At 58.8% G+C, this 16,084-nt stretch carries 13 protein-coding genes; 4 read left to right on the top strand and 9 right to left on the bottom strand.

The features are described from left to right. The first annotated feature begins 181 nt into the window (after positions 1 to 181). The 3 genes from DXXMK7_RS02285 to DXXMK7_RS02275 all read left to right on the top strand — a co-directional run bounded on the left by DXXMK7_RS02285 (position 182) and on the right by DXXMK7_RS02275 (position 3,014). On the top strand, positions 182 to 1,414 hold the full coding sequence (locus tag DXXMK7_RS02285; protein WP_038917675.1) for an MFS transporter: 1,233 nt from the start codon (positions 182 to 184) through the stop codon (positions 1,412 to 1,414). 391 nt (positions 1,415 to 1,805) lie between these two features. Next, positions 1,806 to 2,336, top strand: a complete 531-nt coding sequence (locus DXXMK7_RS02280; protein WP_038917674.1) for a chorismate mutase — start codon at positions 1,806 to 1,808, stop codon at positions 2,334 to 2,336. Between the two features lie 174 nt (positions 2,337 to 2,510). Next, complete coding sequence (locus DXXMK7_RS02275) at positions 2,511 to 3,014, top strand: Lrp/AsnC family transcriptional regulator (RefSeq protein ID WP_033568499.1); 504 nt, start codon at positions 2,511 to 2,513, stop codon at positions 3,012 to 3,014. A gap of 60 nt (positions 3,015 to 3,074) precedes the next feature. Here the strand turns inward: DXXMK7_RS02275 and DXXMK7_RS02270 are convergent, their stop codons facing one another. The 8 genes from DXXMK7_RS02270 to DXXMK7_RS02235 form a co-directional block, all read right to left on the bottom strand. After that, positions 3,075 to 4,091: a 1-aminocyclopropane-1-carboxylate deaminase gene (locus tag DXXMK7_RS02270; protein WP_038917673.1), complete on the bottom strand. Its 1,017-nt coding sequence runs from the start codon at positions 4,089 to 4,091 to the stop codon at positions 3,075 to 3,077. A 242-nt stretch (positions 4,092 to 4,333) separates the two neighbouring features. After that, positions 4,334 to 5,266 (bottom strand): LysR family transcriptional regulator, encoded by a 933-nt coding sequence (locus DXXMK7_RS02265; RefSeq protein ID WP_038917672.1) that lies wholly within the window; start codon positions 5,264 to 5,266, stop codon positions 4,334 to 4,336. 392 nt (positions 5,267 to 5,658) lie between these two features. Continuing rightward, the gene (locus tag DXXMK7_RS02260) at positions 5,659 to 7,077 is read right to left on the bottom strand and encodes a M20 family metallopeptidase (protein ID WP_038920778.1); all 1,419 of its coding nucleotides are present in this window, start codon (positions 7,075 to 7,077) and stop codon (positions 5,659 to 5,661) included. Between the two features lie 40 nt (positions 7,078 to 7,117). Next, positions 7,118 to 7,981, bottom strand: a complete 864-nt coding sequence (locus DXXMK7_RS02255; RefSeq protein WP_038662849.1) for an ATP-binding cassette domain-containing protein — start codon at positions 7,979 to 7,981, stop codon at positions 7,118 to 7,120. Further along, entirely contained in the window at positions 7,978 to 9,003 is a 1,026-nt protein-coding gene (locus tag DXXMK7_RS02250; RefSeq protein ID WP_038917671.1) for an ABC transporter ATP-binding protein, read from the bottom strand. Before DXXMK7_RS02250 ends, DXXMK7_RS02255 begins: the two co-directional genes overlap by 4 nt. A gap of 37 nt (positions 9,004 to 9,040) precedes the next feature. After that, positions 9,041 to 9,967, bottom strand: a complete 927-nt coding sequence (locus DXXMK7_RS02245) for an ABC transporter permease (protein WP_038662855.1) — start codon at positions 9,965 to 9,967, stop codon at positions 9,041 to 9,043. A gap of 9 nt (positions 9,968 to 9,976) precedes the next feature. Next, a complete protein-coding gene (locus tag DXXMK7_RS02240; RefSeq protein WP_038917670.1) occupies positions 9,977 to 10,894 on the bottom strand; it encodes an ABC transporter permease in 918 nt (305 codons plus the stop codon). Positions 10,895 to 10,940: 46 nt separating this feature from the next. Beyond that, positions 10,941 to 12,473 (bottom strand): ABC transporter substrate-binding protein, encoded by a 1,533-nt coding sequence (locus DXXMK7_RS02235; protein WP_038917669.1) that lies wholly within the window; start codon positions 12,471 to 12,473, stop codon positions 10,941 to 10,943. Between the two features lie 743 nt (positions 12,474 to 13,216). Here DXXMK7_RS02235 and DXXMK7_RS02225 point away from each other — a divergent pair. After that, positions 13,217 to 14,653: an alpha/beta hydrolase gene (locus DXXMK7_RS02225; protein WP_038917667.1), complete on the top strand. Its 1,437-nt coding sequence runs from the start codon at positions 13,217 to 13,219 to the stop codon at positions 14,651 to 14,653. A gap of 92 nt (positions 14,654 to 14,745) precedes the next feature. Here the strand turns inward: DXXMK7_RS02225 and DXXMK7_RS02220 are convergent, their stop codons facing one another. Further along, complete coding sequence (locus DXXMK7_RS02220; protein ID WP_049842612.1) at positions 14,746 to 16,083, bottom strand: MFS transporter; 1,338 nt, start codon at positions 16,081 to 16,083, stop codon at positions 14,746 to 14,748. Position 16,084 lies beyond the last annotated feature (1 nt).

The following is a 16,084-nucleotide window of genomic DNA, read 5'->3' as shown; positions in this document are numbered from 1 at the left end:
CGTCATTTTTTTAATTTACAAAACATGACCTGATATACCCGAAATAATTCGAGTGGCAGGACGACGGCGACGCAGTGAATCCCCAGGCGCTTACAACAGCAGGCGGCCGGGGTGGCGGAGAAAACCGATGTCCCCGCAACTTGCAGCTATGGAGGGTTATGCTGTCAGGGGTATTTATCCCATGAGTCCGGTTTTGCTTTTTTTTCTTGCATTGGTGTTTATCGCCGATGGTTTGATGGTGTTCCTGATTCCGGTGCTGGTCTACGCCGAAACCCAAAGCCTGACCTACTCCGGTTTGTCTTATACGTTATGGTGGCTGCCGCGCATTGTGCTGATCCCGGCGCTGGGCGCGCTGATTGATCGCTGGGGCGTCCGCCCCATTTCTATCGCGTCCGACGCGGTCAAGGCGTTTGGCTGCCTGCTGCTCTGTCTGGTGCTGAATTTTGCCGAACAACCGTTGACGCTGGCGCTGGCCTGCGGGCTACTGGGCGCCGGGGTGTCTATCGGCAACGCGCAAACCCTCACCGCCGTGGAAAAGCTGATCGCCGCCCATAGCCGCCACATCGATCGGGACGCCAACCTGCTGACCCGGCTGGATTTACTCGGCATGGTGCTGGGGCCGTTGATTGGCATACTGTTGTATGAATACGGTTTTTTGACGCTTTTGTATATCGCCGCCACATTCTATTTATGCAACGCTTATTATTTCCTCACCTCTCGCTTGTTTTCTTTCACCCCGGACCCGGCGTCGGAAAATAAAATCAACTCGCCTCGCCCAGCGCCAAAAAAATTATTCCCGCTACTGATGATAATCAGAAATCCATTTATTATTTTGATGATCGTATTGGCGGCCGGAAATAATATGTTCGATGGGCTGGTGGAGTCCGGCGGCGCCGCCCTGATTGAAAATCAGATGGGGTTATCAGTGAAATATTTTGGTTTCATTGATATTTGCGCCGGCGCGGCAGGATTTTTATCCACGCTGGTTTACGGCGCGGCGCTCAGTCGCCTGAGCCGGGAAGCGCTGCTGGCGGCAGGACTCGGCCTGATTGTCGTCGCTTCGTTGTTGCTGACCACCACGCTCGATCACCTGGGGCCGTTTCTGACGTTCTACGCGCTGGGCATCGTCGGTAAGGTCTTCACCGGCAATATCATGCGCACCCTGCGCCTGACGCTGATTCCCTACGAGCGGCTGGCCAGCGTTTCCTCGCTGATCCTGATGCTGAACCAGTCGGTGCTGCCGCTGATGGGCGTGTTCCTGTTTCTGTCCGAGCGCTACGACTGGCCGCTGACCTGGTTCATGCATATCGCCATCGCGCTCTCGCTGCTGTCCGGCATCGGATTGCTGATCGGTCTGCGGCGCAAACTGGCGGACACCTCGCTGCCATCGCCCCGTCCCGACCACTCCGGATGACGCCGCGTTCCGCCACGCCCGCTGGCGGAACGTATCAATATATGTCCAACAGTATGAAAATTTTATAAAAATGCAGCGGCTTCCACTATCGCTTCCCTTTCCGGCTCCAGCGGTTACGGGTGAAATAATCTACGGCAGCGCGCGTGGAATCAGGGTAGCCGCATCGGCTGATAACACGAATTCATACAATCACATCCAGTAATCACCGCACAGAATGCAAAACAACATGTACGTCTGGTTACGAATCCGCCATCGCCGCGTTGATCACAACGCTATGCCATGCACTTAAGATGGTGGCGCGATGATTGCCGTGTTCGCCGCAGGCGTCCGTGGCGACGGCAGGGTCGATATGGCGGCTTTGCCTTCTTACTTTCAACCATCTGGAGACAATATGTTACGGACAATGTGTCTGGTAGCCTGCCTGATCAGCACCAGTGCGCTGGCAGCGGAAAGCGCCGATCTGGCATCACTGGTTAACCAACGCCTCGGCTACATGAAGGATGTGGCGGGCTACAAAGCGGCTCATCATCTGGCGATTGAGGATCTGCAACAGGAAGACAACGTACTGAAAGCCAGCCGACAGCAGGCGACGCAGTACGGGCTGGACGCCGACTCGGTTACGCCGTTCATTCAGGCGCAGATGGATGCCGCCAAGGCGATTCAGTATCGCTACCGCGCCGACTGGTTGGCTGTGCCGGAGAAAGACTGGCAGCCGCGCCCGCTGGACGAAGTGCGCGCCCAAATCGCCAAACTGAACGGCGTGCTGCTACAGCAACTCGCCGATACCCTGCACAAACAGGGCGGCAGCCTGAGCCGGCTGAATCACGCTGCGTTTATGCACGCCGTGACCCAGAAGAACCTCAGCGAGCACGACAAGGCGCGGTTATATACCACGCTGAAGCAGGCCAGATTACAGAAATAACCCTCAGACGGCGCGCCCCATGCGCGCCGTTTTACGCCGTCCGCACATCCCCTTATCCGCCATCAAGCGCGTCGCCCTGAAATAGTCGGTGTTATGTTGAAGGAAATTGCGCCATACTCATCTAATGCGCAATTTTGCTGCGTCAATGTGACTTCCAGTGGAGATTAAACCACCATGAAAACCAAAACCGCCGCCGCCGATAGCCCGGACGAAAAAAGCCTCAATCTTGACCGTTTTGATCTCGCTATCCTGCGTTATCTCCAGTCCGACGCCTCCATCTCCAACGTGGCGCTGGCGGAAAAGGTCAAGCTCAGCGCCCCGGCCTGCCTGCGCCGGGTGGAGCGATTAAAACAGATAGGGCTGATCAAAGGTTATGTCGCCCTGTTGAACCCGCAGGCGCTGAATGTCGGCATGGTGGTGTTAATCGGCGTGGTGCTTGACCGCTCTACCCCGAAAAGCTTTGAAGACTTTGAAGCGGCGGTGCAGAAAATCAGCGGCTGTATGGAGTGCCACGTGGTCACCGGCGAGTTCGATTACATCCTGATGATCCGCACCAAAGACAACCAGAGCTTCAACAAACTGCACGCCGAACAGTTACTGTTCCTGCCGGGCGTACGTCAGATCCGCTCTTTTATCGGCCTGCGGGAAGTGCTGTCGACAACGCAGTTGGTGTTTTAAAGGCGAGCATACAAAACAACAACGCCGGGATATTCCCGGCGTGGTACGTCGCAACGACAATCAGCCATTGCGGAAAATATAGCTGTAAGCGCTCAATGCCGGCGCGCCGCCGAGGTGGGCGTAGAGCACTTTGGAGCCTTTCGGGAATTCGCCGTTGCGCACCATGTCGATCATGCCGTGCATCGACTTGCCTTCATACACCGGGTCGGTCAGCACCCCTTCCAGACGCGCGCACAGGCGAATCGCTTCCAGCGTGCCGTCGTTCGGCAAGCCGTATTCCGGGCCGCCGTAGCGGGTATCCAGCACCACGTCTTCTTCAGTGATCTCGCGGCCCAGCTCCACCAGCCCGGCGGTGTTCTGCGCGATGCGCAGGATCTGCGCCTTGGTTTTTTCCGGCTTGGCGGAGGCGTCAATGCCGATCACATTGCGGGAACGGCCGTCGGCGGCAAACCCTACCACCATGCCGGCCTGGGTGCTGCCGGTTACCGAGCACACCACGATGTAGTCAAATTTGAAGCCCAGCTCTTTTTCCTGCTGGCGCACTTCTTCAGCGAAGCCAACAAAACCCAGACCGCCGTAAGGGTGCTCGGAGCAGCCGGCCGGGATCGGGAACGGTTTGCCGCCGTTCTGCGCCGCTTCGTCCATCGCCTGCTTCCAGCTTTCGCGGATGCCGATGTCGAAACCGGCCGGATCGAGACGCACGTCGGCGCCCATAATGCGCGACAGCTCGATATTACCCACCCGGTCGTACACCGCGTCGGCGTAATTCACCCAGTTTTCCTGCACCAGAATGCATTTCATGCCCAGATGCGCGGCGACGGCGGCCACCTGACGGGTCTGGTTCGACTGCACGCCGCCAATCGACACCAGCGTGTCGCAGCCCTGCGCCAGCGCTTCCGGAATCAGGTACTCCAGCTTGCGGGTCTTGTTGCCGCCGAACGCCAGACCGCTGTTGCAGTCTTCACGCTTGGCGTAGATCTCCACATCACCGCCCAGGTATTCACTCAGGCGTTTCATCGGGGTAATCGGCGACGGTCCGAAGGTTAAGGGGTGACGCGGAAATTTTTCCAGGTTCATAGTCAGGCTCCGGTGGCTAACGTGGGTCAATCAGGCATCAGATGACCGCTTTCCGGCAGGAAAACCGCGTCATCGCTTACCCCTGATACTACACAAAACCAACTTGATTTAAATTGCGTTTTTAACCATTAATTTTTAAAAAAATTAACCAATTTATATTTTTATGAAACTTAAAATAAAAATAAAAACGAAAAATAGAAATAAAATTAAATCACAATTTGATGCATTAAAACCGATGCCGCTCAACGCAGCGGCAGCCCAAAATCCTGCCGGCATTGCAGGTCATATTGCTGCAACGCCTGCTTCAGGAAGGTAAAAAAGCTGTTGAGAATGGCGGTGCGGGGTTTCCCCATTTCGGTTTGCAGTTGCAGCGTGCGCTGGCTCAGTTGATCCAGATTGACCGCCTTCATCGTCAGGCCGTCGCGCCGGGCGCTGCACAGAATGGAGAAATGACTGCACACGCTGACCGCCGCCGGCGTGTTGCGCACATACTCGTACAACGAAGAAAAGTGATTACAGGTGAATACCGGTTCGATAAAGACGTTGTTCATCCGGCAGGAGAGATCAAACAGTTGCCGAATGGTGGCGGACTGATCCGGCAACACCACCGGCCAGGCGTTGAGATCCGCCAGTTGGAAATCCCGGTTGGCCAGCGGGTGGTCCGCCGCCATAAACACCAGCACCGGCGCCGGAAACGACGCCAACACCTCCACACCATGCTCCGGCGCCAGACTGAACTTGATGGCGACGTCGCATTCGCCGTTACGCAGCAGCTCCGGCACCTGCCGGGCGCTGCCGACCGTCAGGTAAAAATTGACGCGCGGGTGCTGTTCGCGAAAGCGCGACATGAGGGCCGGCAGTAGGTTGAGCGCCAGACCGTCGGTGCACACCACCCGCAGGGTAGTCTGGCGCGCCGACTTCATACCTTCGATTTCCGCCATCGCCAGTTCCATGTCGGCCATACTGCGCCGCACATGATTCGCCAGAATGTGCCCGGCGTCGTTCAATACCATGCCGCGGGTGCTGCGTTCAAACAGCGGCATACCCAGCCGGGTTTCCAGCCGCTGGATCTGCCGGCTGATGGCGGACACCGCCACAAACAGCTGCTGACTGGCGGCGCTGATGGAGCCGGTACTCACCACCGCCATGAAGTAACGAATTTCGCTATTGTGCATGGTTACCCTCCCCATACGATGGGCGTGGATTATTCTCTGTGGTCGGTAGCGGCTTATTGGGATATTAGGGTGGGCTTATAAAAGTACAGTGCGTAATTTCGTGCGGAATAAACCAAATTATTCCTTTGCTATATCATCGCACGCACGACAAGGAGAGGCTCAAACGCCGCCTCTCCTTGACCACTGGCTGGAGGCTAAACTGTGCCGCTACGCGGTCCCTTCGGCGTTCGCCTTCGCTGTTCGGGCCGCCCGTGACGTGCTCCCGGCACGGCACGGGCTTTCGCGGCATCCATGCCGCTCACCCGGCGAAGTCGCCCGCCTCAGCACAGTTTTTGACGCCCGAAAACCACCCTAATCCTGTACTTAACGAGTTTGTCGCCGACCTAAGAAACTTAAATTTCTGCAACTTGCCTTCGGGAGTGCAGCACCTTGCTGCCCTCTTCCGCCAGATCCCAAAATAGGCCGGTCATGATTTGCAGCGCTTCGCGCGCCACGTCCGCCAGCAGGTGTTCGTTGGGGGCGTGCTGGGAGCAGGCGGGATAGGAGTGCGGCACCCACAGCGTCGGCAGGCCGAGCGTGCGCAGGAAGCAGGCGTTGGGCAGGCCGCCGCCGAAGTTGGGCAGTACCGCCGCCTGCTTGCCGACCGAGCGTTCGATAGAATCCACGCCCCAGCGCACCCAGAGGTCGTCCGGGTCGATGCGGGTGGCTTCGAAACAGTTATCCGGTTTGACGATCGCCACATCCTCGAACCCGCAGGCATCAAGACGGCGGCGAATATGTCCGGCAAAATTATCGACATCGCTGCCCGGCACGTAGCGCATATGGCATTGCGCGCGGGCGCTGGGCGGAATGGCGTGTTCCGGTTTGTCCGGATTGCCGGTAACGAACGCCAGCACATCCAGCGTGTTCCAGCCGTACACCTTTTCCGCCGCGTTCAACCCCGGCTCGCCCCAGTGCGGATCGATAGCCGGGTCGCCCGGCGCGCCGCCAAGAGCCAGATCCGATAACGCGCTGCGGATCGACGCCGACAGCGGCGGCGGCAGTAATTCCAGCACCAGAATACGGCCGTTGGCGTCCACCAGACAGCCGATGGCGTGCGCCAGCCGGATACCGGGATTGCTTAACAACCCGCCCCAGTTGCCGGAATGGTGCGCGCCGTCGCGCAGCGTCAGTTGCAGGCCGAAGTTGAACACCCCGCGCGAACCGAGAAATAACGTCGGCCGGTCGGCGGAGACTCGCGGGCCGTCCGAGGCGATAAACAGGTCCGCCGCCAGCCAGTCGCGGTATTGCTGGCACACCGCCTCCAGGCCGGGAGAACCGCACTCTTCGCCCATTTCCAGAATCAGCTTCACGTTGTAGCCCAGCCGGCCGCCGCGCGCCTCCAGCACCAGCGCCAGCGCCGCCAGATTGATGGTGTGCTGGCCTTTGTTGTCGGCGGTGCCGCGCCCGTACCAGCGGTTGCCGTCCGGCGTCAGTTCCCACGGCGACAGCCCGCTGCGCCAGCGCGACGCGTCCCCCATCACCACATCGCCGTGACCGTAGCTCAGCACCGTCAGCGCCGCGTCCGGTTCAATGCGCCGCGCCAGCAGGAATGGCCCACGGTCCGCCACTGGGTTGGGAACAATCCGGCACTCGAACCCCATTTCCTGCAGTAACGGAATCATCTCGTCGGTCAGGTAGGCCATCAGCGCCGGCGCGCGATCCGCGTTCTGACTTTCGGTCTGGCAGGCCACCCGGCGCGCCAGAGTGTCGCGAAATGCGCCGGATTCGAAATACGCCGCCGCGGCCTGCATCATCTCTTCACGTGTCATCATCTGTCCTTTTTTGTTCACGCCATACCGGCTTTGCGGCTTACGCCGCCCCAATATCCGGAATGCCCAGCCCCGGCTCCGGCGTCAGTACCGACGCCAGCAGCGCGCGGGTATAAGGATGCTGCGGCGCGCCGAATACCTGCTCGCGGGTGCCCTGCTCCACAATCGTGCCTTTGCTCATCACCGCCACGTGATCCACCAGATGTTCCACCACCGACAGGTTGTGGCTGATGAACAGGTAGGTCAGGCCGAACTCTTTTTTCAGCGTCAGCAACAGGTTGAGGATCTGCGCCTGCACCGACACATCCAGCGCGGAAGTCGGCTCGTCGCAAATCAGGATCTCCGGCTGCAGGATCAGCGCACGGGCGATCGCTACCCGCTGGCGCTGACCGCCGGAGAGCTGCCCGGGATACTGGCCGTGGGTACGTTCCGGCATCCCGACCACGTCCAGCATCTCGCGCACCCGTTGTTTGCGCTCCGCCGGCGTTCCGATGTCGTGCAGCCGCAGCGCCACCTCTACGATATCCGCCACCGTGCGGCGCGGATTGAGCGAGGAATAAGGATCCTGAAAGATCGGCTGGATGCGCGACGCCAGCTCGCGGCGATCGCCGGCGTCGATCTCGCGCCCTTCGATCAACACGTTGCCGGAGGTCGGCGGCAGCAGGCCGAGCAGCATTTTCGCCAGCGTGCTCTTGCCGCAGCCGGACTCGCCCACCAGCCCCAGCGTCTCGCCCCGGCGAATGCGCAGCGATACATTGTCCACCGCGCGGATCTCGCCGGGCCGTGAGAACAGCCCGCGATTAAGGCGAAACACCCGGCTTAACGCGCACAGTTCCAGCGCGATATCGTCGTTGCCTGGAATGTGCGGCAGCGGGCGACCGCGTTCTTCTGCCATCTGGCTCATACCGGCTCCTCCGTCATCAGCGCATCGACACAGCGCACCGCGTGCTGCTCAGTCACCGGCACGTAGGGCGTTTCCTGCGCGCAGCGATCGCGGCACTGGCTGCAACGGTTGCGAAACGCACAGCCGTGCTGCGGGCCGATCAGGCTCGGCACCACGCCGGGAATGGCGTGCAGCGGCTCACCCGGCACGGTGCGCCCGGCCACCGGAATGCATTCCAGCAGCCCGCGGGTATAGGGGTGACACGGCTGGTGAAACAGCTCCATCACCGGCGCGGTTTCCACCACCTGCCCGGCGTACATCACCGCCACCCGGTCGGCGATACGCGCCACCACGCCCAGGTCGTGAGTAATGAAGATAACCGCGGTGCCGAACTCCTGTTGCAGTTCACGCAGCATCCGCAGGATCTGCGCCTGAATGGTAACGTCCAGCGCAGTCGTCGGTTCGTCGGCGATGATCAGTTCCGGGCCGCACATCAGCGCCATGGCGATCATGATGCGCTGGCGCAGGCCGCCGGAGAGCTGATGCGGGTACTGCCGCAGCCGCTCCGCCGCCATCGGGATGCCGACGCGATCCATCAGGTACACCGCCCGTTCGCGCGCCTCGGCTTTAGAGACCTTGCGGTGCGCCAGCAGGGTTTCGCACAGTTGGTCCCCCAGCGTGAACGACGGGTTGAGCGAGGTCATCGGCTCCTGAAAGATCATCGCCATCTGGTTGCCGCGCAGCGCCGTCCGTTCACGCGGGCGCAGCGACAGCAGGTCGGTATCCCGAAAGCGCAGCGTATCGGCGGTGCGCACCGCGTTGCGCGGCAGCAGGTCCATCAGCGCCAGCGAGGTCATCGACTTGCCGCAGCCCGACTCCCCCACCAGGCACAGCATTTCGCCGCGCCGTACCGAAAAATCGATGCCGCGCACCGCGTGCAACGTGCCGCGCGGCGTCGTCAGATCGACCCGCAGGTTCTTCACTTCCAGCACCACCTCGTCCGAGCGACTGGCCGACGGGTTTGTCTCAACAGCAGAATGCATAGCGACCTCCTTAGCGCCTATCCCAATAGGCTCTTAGTTACGCACGCCCGTCCAGCGCGGTAATATCGCGCAGGCCGTCACCCACCAGATTGATGCTCAGCACCAGCAGCGCCAGCACCACGCCTGGAATCACAATCACCCACGGTTGGAAGAACATGTAGGCTTTGCCTTCCGCCACCATCAGTCCCCAGGACGGCATCGGCGGCTGTACCCCGAGGCCGAGGAACGACAGCGTCGCCTCCAGCAAAATGGCGTGGGCGATCTCCAGCGTCGCCACCACGGTGAGCGGCCCCAGCAGGTTGGGCAGAATCTCGCGCAGCATGATGAATAGCGACGAGGCGCCGAGCGTGCGGGCGGCGGCGATAAATTCCGCCTCGCGCAGCTGGCGCGTCACCGAGCGGGAGACGATCAGAAAGCGGTCCCACAGCAGCAGGCCCAGCAGCATGATCACCACCTTGACCGAACCGCCCACCAGCGAGGCCAGCGCCAGCGCCACCAGAATCACCGGCATCGACAGACGCACGGTGAGGAGATAGCTCACCGCCGCGTCCACCCGGCCGCCGAAATAGCCCGCCAGCACCCCGAGCGCAATGCCAATGGTGCCCGCCAGCATGACCGACACCAGCCCGATGGTCAGCGACACCCGCGCGCCGTACAGCAGGCGGCTTAAGTAATCCCGCCCCAGCTTGTCGGTGCCGAGCCAATGTTCCCAACTGCCCTTTTCATGCCACACCGGCGGGATCAACCGGCGGCTGACCTCCTGCGCGTAAGGGTCGTGCGGGCTGATGAACGGCGCCAGCACCGCCAGCAGCACGATCGCCCCCAGAATCACCAGCCCCAGCGTCATGCCGTGGTGACCCAGCACCTTGCGCTGCCAGCGCCGCCACGGCCCAGGTTCCGGCAGCAGGCCCGGCTGCGGAGCGGTTTTCATCATCACGGCCAGTCGTGCCATTGCAGTTCTCATCACGGCTCCTTATTTGCTGCGCAGTCGTGGATCCAGCGCGGCGTTAAGCACATCCGCCAGAAACGTCAGCCCGATATAAAACACGGCGATAATCAATACGATGGCCTGCACTACCGGAAAGTCGTTGCGCGAGATGGAGTCCCACGCCAGTTGCCCCAGCCCCTGCAACGAAAACACCGATTCGATCACCACCGAGCCGCCGAGCATGAACCCCAGTTCCACCGTCGCCAGCGCCACTACCGGAATAATGGCGTTGCGCAGGCCGTGTTTGACCACCACCTTAAAGGCGCTCAACCCTTTGGCGCGCGCGGTACGGATGTAATCGGAGCCGAGCACGTCCAGCATGCCGGAGCGGGTCAGGCGCATCAGCGACGGCATGGCGTAGTAGCCGAGCGCCACCGCCGGCAGCACGAAGTTCTGCCAGCTGGCGTTACCCGCCACCGGCAGCCATTTCAGCCCGACGGCGAAGATAAGAATCAGCACCAGAGCGAACCAGAAATTAGGCATCGCCTGACCGAGCACCGACACCAGCATGGCAAGGCGATCGACCCAGGTGTCGCGGAACACCGCCGCCAGCACCCCGAGCGGGATCGCCACCGTCAGCGCCAGCAGCAGCGATACGCCGCCCAGCTTGAGGGTGACCGGCATCCGCTGGCCGACCAGCTCCATCACCGTGTTTTCAAAGTAGAACGAGCGACCAAAATCCAGATGCAGCGCCGACCACATCCAGCTGGAAAACTGGCTCAGCAGCGGCTTATCCAGCCCGTTCTGCACCCGGATCTGGGCGATGGTTTCCGCGGTGGCGTCCGGCCCGGCGATGGCGGTCGCCAGATCGCCGGACAGGTGCAGCAGCGAAAAGCTGACCGCCGCCACGGTGAACAGCACCGCCAGCGCCACCAGTAACCGATGAAAAATGTACTTCACCATAAGCGAACTCCTTACAACTCAAGCGCGGCCGGTTCCCCGACGGCGGTTACTTCCAGCTCGCTTCGGCGAAGCGCGGCAGTTCGTCCGGCCAGTCCTGGAAGTTCAGATCGGACGTAAAGGCGTAATGGGTGGAATAGGAGAACAGCGGCGCCATATACGCCTGCGACGAAATACGGCCCAGCAGTGCGGCGTACAGCGCGCTGCGCTGCTGCGGGTCCACCACTTCATCCGCTTTCGCCAGTTCGGCGATGACTCTAGGGTCTTTCCAGATATCGCTGCCTTTACCGCCGAAATAGGGGGTAACGAACGCAGTGGCGTCGTTGATGGAGAAGGAACCCCAGGTGCTGAACGCCAGCGGCGCCTGACCGGACGCCAGCGCGTTAGCCATCACCGGGTATTGCACGAAGTGCAGACGGGCGCGGATGCCGACCTTGCGCAGATCGCCGATAATCGCTTCGGCGTAATCACGCTCGCGGTAGGCCCACAGATCGGTGTCGAAACCGTTGGCGTAGCCCGCCTCCGCCAGCAGTTGTTTGGCTTTGGCCGGGTCGTAGGGGTATTGGATCACCTGGCTGGCGTCGCAGGCGGTCTGGGTGCGGAAGCAGGCGGAATACACCGGTTTGCTGCCGCCGCGCACCAGATTATCCACCATCGCCTGGCGGTTGACGGCGTAATTGATGGCCTGACGCACGCGCACGTCTTTGAACGGCGCGCCTTCCGGGCCGCTGGCGTTAGTGTTCAGCTCCAGAAAGCCGACGCGCATGGTTTCGCCGCTTTTCACCGCAATGTTCGGCATGGCGGACAGCGATTCCACCTGATCCGACGCCACGCGCCAGATCCAGTCCACCTGGCCGGTCATCAACTGGGCTACGCGCGCTTCCGGGTCGCGGATCACAACAAACTGCAGCTTGCCGATTTTCGGCTGCCCGATCGGACTGTCTTTGAAATAGTCCGGGTTTTTCACCATCGACACGCCCTGCCCCGGCGTCACCTTGACGATTTTGTACGGGCCGGTGCCGACAGGCGCTTTGCTAAAGCCCTCCAGCTTCACCTGCTGGAAATATTTGGCGGGGTAAATCGGCGTCGGGCCGGAGAGGTATTCCAGCGCCGCCGGGAACGGTTTTTTCAGATGCAGACGCACGCTGTAGTCATCGACTTTTTCCACATGGTCGATCCAATCGACGCTTTGCGGGATCACCGAGGCGGTATTCGGCCCGGCGATACTCTGAAAGGTATACACCACATCATCGGCGCTAAAGGCATCGCCATTATGGAAAGTCACGCCTTTACGCAGATGCAGCAGCAACACCGTCGGCGACTCCCATTTCCAGTCGGTCGCCAGTTCACCTTTATATTCCCCGGTTTTCGGATCGCGATAGATCAGCGTATCCCAGGCGAGATGCGCCAGAATCACCCCTTCGCGCATGTTATTGTGGTACGGGCTGACGTTTTCCACCTCGCTGTCGGAGGCGTAAACCAGCGTGTCATTTTGTTTGCCGGCATAACTGGCGCAGGCAAAACCTGCCAGTAACGCGGTTAATGCATATTGACGGATATGTCTTGCCAGATTACGAGCCATGCTGTTCTCCACCACAATAAAGGACGAATAAAAATGGTCACCAACAAAAACATTCGTCCGTTACGTTGCAAGAGCAGCGCCAGATAAGGATTATTACCGTTACCGATTTTCGACACACACTTTCTCAAAAAGAGAAACCACCGATAACAGCTGGATTCATTTGTCCAGACAATAATAAAAATGAATGGTATTGATTACGCGGCAAGCCGCTGCCGACGCCGCATTGACAACGCCGGGTACTATTTCAGTGCAAAAACCCACCAGCCTGCACCATTTGCGTGATTATCGATAAGGGGAGGTTATTTCTTGTTTTGCGAAAACAGCGTTACGAGAGAAGGAAAGGAAAGCAAAACAGCGCATATAAAAATCAGGAATAAAAATAACTCGCTGATGGTTAATTTATATTAACCTCACCAATAAAATTAAAACTAAAAAAATCATTTAAAATCAAATGCATTTACAAAACTCCCGCTAACGCCTCACTTCTCACCCCCCAAAGACATATCAACATTAAAGCCAACGTTCAATCTAAACATTATGAAAAATAAATAAAAAAAAACTCTGTTTTGATGGAAGTAATCATACCTCACGCCAATGGATAAAAAACAAAAAGCATATAGTCTAAATTTAAAAACCCCGACAACAGGAGATCTCAGCGGCACAAAAAATAGCATATTAATAAACGCAGAAATTATTTCATTTTTTCCATTCATATTAATTCATTGCAGGTGAGGAAGACGACTATGCTGACTACCACTCAATACCGCTCGTTATTATTCATATTTATTACCTCTTGTCTGCTGTTAGCCGGTTGTGTTAATACAATCCCGGATAAACAATGGCAACACGTATGTAAAAGCGGCGTGTGTGCCAAAGAGGAGTTGACCAATTTTATTCAAACAAAGTATTGCACTATAGACACCAACAACAGGAATGCTAAATGCCCTGATAATATCATTACCAACACACGTACCATGACCGCCTTCCAAAAGAGCTACCTTGAATACAACGCAGTGGATGGTTCTCTCAGAGACCCGCAACAACTCAAGGCAATTAAGGGATATATTCAACAAAAGGTCGATAGCGGAAAAAATATACTGATCGCCGTTTATATTCATGGCTGGCACCATAATGCCGCCCCGAAAGACAGTAATCTTATCCAGTTCGATAATCTGCTGGCTCGCTATGTCGGCGGGCTGCAACAGCTTGGCAAAAAAGATGTTGAGGTGCTGGGTATTTATGTCGGCTGGCAAGGTGAGATATACAAAGGGGCATTTAATTTTCAAACGATTGGTAACCGGGCTAACGTTGCCGACGTCATCGGCAGCCGGGGAGCGGCTATCAATCATCACGGCCGGGGTTTAAAGCAGGATTTGACAGAACTGGCCGACACCATGCGTAAAGCCAACGCCGACAATCATATGATTGTCATGGGACATTCGCTTGGCGGTCGAATGATCGCACGCGCATTTTTGCCGGGTCTGGTCCATAACGCTCAGACCCTCGGCGATAATACGTTACTGGTCACGATTAACGCCGCCGTCGATTCCACCACGTTCGACGATGCCTATCGCCCGGATCAGCTCTCATCGCAGCCTGACTACCCAATATGGCTCAACCTGACTTCAAAGGAAGACACCGCGACCAAAGTCTATTATCCCTGGGCTCATAGAATGGGATACCTCGCTCCCTGGGGGTTCTCCAATATAAAAACCTTAGGTCATACGACGGAGCGCATCACGCACCAGCTCGGCGTGCAGTTTTGTTCACCGGATAAAAATACGCCGTCTCAATGCGCGCCGTGGGAAAAATTGTTCAGCGCCATTCAACCCGTCTGGACCACAGCGGAGCCCTATCACTTCAGCGTTCTGACTTATGGAGCCAAGCCACGGTTGAACAAACGCCCACCGCTAACCCAATGCGTGCTGTTAACCCGCTATCCATTAACGGAGCAGTCAAAAGCGGCGCTCAATAACTCCCCCCTCTGCCCTGGATTAAGAGAAGATTTTGATACGGCCGCACAGCCCAACCCGCTACCTGCCAGGGGAAAAATGTGGAATATACGTACTGACGCCAGCGTGATTGATAATGAAACCGCTAAGCGAAGGGAATATCCTGACCACAACGCGTATATCCAAACCGATCTGGTGACCATGCTATTACAGCTGGTATATCGCTAAGAAAAGGCAGGGAATGGATCAAATCATCCTTTCCCTGCCACCAGCGGTTGCATCCGTCACCTATTGGCGCATTTACCTGCCGTTGACACACCTCAGGACGAAGCCAGACGCGAAATCCGCTGACCGCTGACCACGGCGGCCAGCGTGGCGAATATCCCGGCGGCGATCAGCGATGCATGGGTGCCTTGCGCGCCGAACAGGTTGAACATCAGCGCCACCAGCGCCGCGCCGGCGGTCTGCCCCACCAGCCGGGCCGTGCCCAGCATACCGCTGGCGCCGCCGCTGCGATGACGGGGCGCCGCGCTGATGATGGTGTGATTATTCGGTGACTGGAACAGCCCGAAACCGATGCCGCACAGCACCATCCGCAGGCAGATATCCAGATAGCCCGGCGAAGCCGGCAGCCAGGCCAGCGAGAACAATCCCAGCGCGAACAACGACAGCCCGATGGTGCACAATACCCCGGCGTTAACGCGTTCAAGCCAGCGCCCCGCCAGCGGCGCCGTCGCCATGATCGCCAGCGGCCAGGGGGTGAGCAGCAGGCCGGTTTCGATTTCATTCATCCCCAGCGCGCTCTGGAAATAGAACGGCAGCGACACCATCGCCAGCATCTGGGCGCAGAACGAACCGATCGACGTGCCCATCGACAACGCAAACACCGGGATGCGCAGCAAGTCCACCGGCAGCAGCGGGTAAGACTGATTCAGTTGCCGCCGGAAGAAATAGCCGCCCACCAGCAGCGTCAGCGCCAGTTCGCCCAGCACCAGCCACAGATTTTGACCGTGAGCAAATCCGCCCAGCGCAATGAAAAACAGCCCGAAAGTCAGCGCGTTCAGCAACGCGCTCGGGGTGTCGAAGCGCTGCGCCCTCACCCCGTCGTTACGCGGCAGGAAACGCCAGCCCAGCAGCAGCGCCACAATACCGAACGGCACGTTGATGGCGAACAGCCACTGCCACGACGCCACGCCCAGAATTCCCGCCGCGACGGTCGGCCCGGCGGCGGTGGACACCGCCACCACCAGCGAGTTGATCGCCATGCCGCGCCCGAGCCGGACTTTGGGGTAAATCAACCGGATCAGCGCGGTGTTGACGCTCATCAGCGCCGCGGCCGCCAGCCCTTGCAGAATGCGCGCCAGCGTCAGCGTCGGCAGCGAATCCGCCAGCGCGCACACCACCGACATCAGCGTAAACAGCACCAGTCCCACCAGATAGACGCGGCGATAACCGACGATATCGCCAAGCGACGACAGCGACAGCAACGTCATGGTGATCGCCAGCTGATAGGCGTTGACGATCCAGATCGACGACGCCGGGCTGGTGTTGAAATCGGCGGCGATGGTAGGCAGCGCCACGTTGACCAGCGCCCCGTCCAGCACCGCCATAGCGATGCCGAAGGCAATAGCGAAAATGGCGCCGATACGCGCCGGCATC

Origin of the sequence: Dickeya sp. MK7 (assembly GCF_000406305.1) — a bacterium.
In the GTDB taxonomy this organism is placed as follows: domain Bacteria; phylum Pseudomonadota; class Gammaproteobacteria; order Enterobacterales; family Enterobacteriaceae; genus Dickeya; species Dickeya fangzhongdai.
The sequence above is the reverse complement of the archived record's forward strand: the minus strand, read 5'-3'. Positions and strand labels throughout refer to the sequence as shown.

What these genes read in the sequence shown, in the direction of transcription:
- DXXMK7_RS02285 (WP_038917675.1), top strand. Translation starts at nt 182, where the DNA reads ATGAGTCCGGTTTTGCTTTTTTTTCTTGCATTGGTGTTTATCGCCGAT.
- DXXMK7_RS02275 (WP_033568499.1), top strand. Translation starts at nt 2,511, where the DNA reads ATGAAAACCAAAACCGCCGCCGCCGATAGCCCGGACGAAAAAAGCCTC.
- DXXMK7_RS02220 (WP_049842612.1), bottom strand. Translation starts at nt 16,083, where the DNA reads ATGCCGGCGCGTATCGGCGCCATTTTCGCTATTGCCTTCGGCATCGCT.
- DXXMK7_RS02240 (WP_038917670.1), bottom strand. Translation starts at nt 10,894, where the DNA reads ATGGTGAAGTACATTTTTCATCGGTTACTGGTGGCGCTGGCGGTGCTG.
- DXXMK7_RS02270 (WP_038917673.1), bottom strand. Translation starts at nt 4,091, where the DNA reads ATGAACCTGGAAAAATTTCCGCGTCACCCCTTAACCTTCGGACCGTCG.
- DXXMK7_RS02260 (WP_038920778.1), bottom strand. Translation starts at nt 7,077, where the DNA reads ATGACACGTGAAGAGATGATGCAGGCCGCGGCGGCGTATTTCGAATCC.
- DXXMK7_RS02235 (WP_038917669.1), bottom strand. Translation starts at nt 12,473, where the DNA reads ATGGCTCGTAATCTGGCAAGACATATCCGTCAATATGCATTAACCGCG.
- DXXMK7_RS02250 (WP_038917671.1), bottom strand. Translation starts at nt 9,003, where the DNA reads ATGCATTCTGCTGTTGAGACAAACCCGTCGGCCAGTCGCTCGGACGAG.
- DXXMK7_RS02255 (WP_038662849.1), bottom strand. Translation starts at nt 7,981, where the DNA reads ATGAGCCAGATGGCAGAAGAACGCGGTCGCCCGCTGCCGCACATTCCA.
- DXXMK7_RS02280 (WP_038917674.1), top strand. Translation starts at nt 1,806, where the DNA reads ATGTTACGGACAATGTGTCTGGTAGCCTGCCTGATCAGCACCAGTGCG.
- DXXMK7_RS02225 (WP_038917667.1), top strand. Translation starts at nt 13,217, where the DNA reads ATGCTGACTACCACTCAATACCGCTCGTTATTATTCATATTTATTACC.
- DXXMK7_RS02245 (WP_038662855.1), bottom strand. Translation starts at nt 9,967, where the DNA reads ATGAGAACTGCAATGGCACGACTGGCCGTGATGATGAAAACCGCTCCG.
- DXXMK7_RS02265 (WP_038917672.1), bottom strand. Translation starts at nt 5,266, where the DNA reads ATGCACAATAGCGAAATTCGTTACTTCATGGCGGTGGTGAGTACCGGC.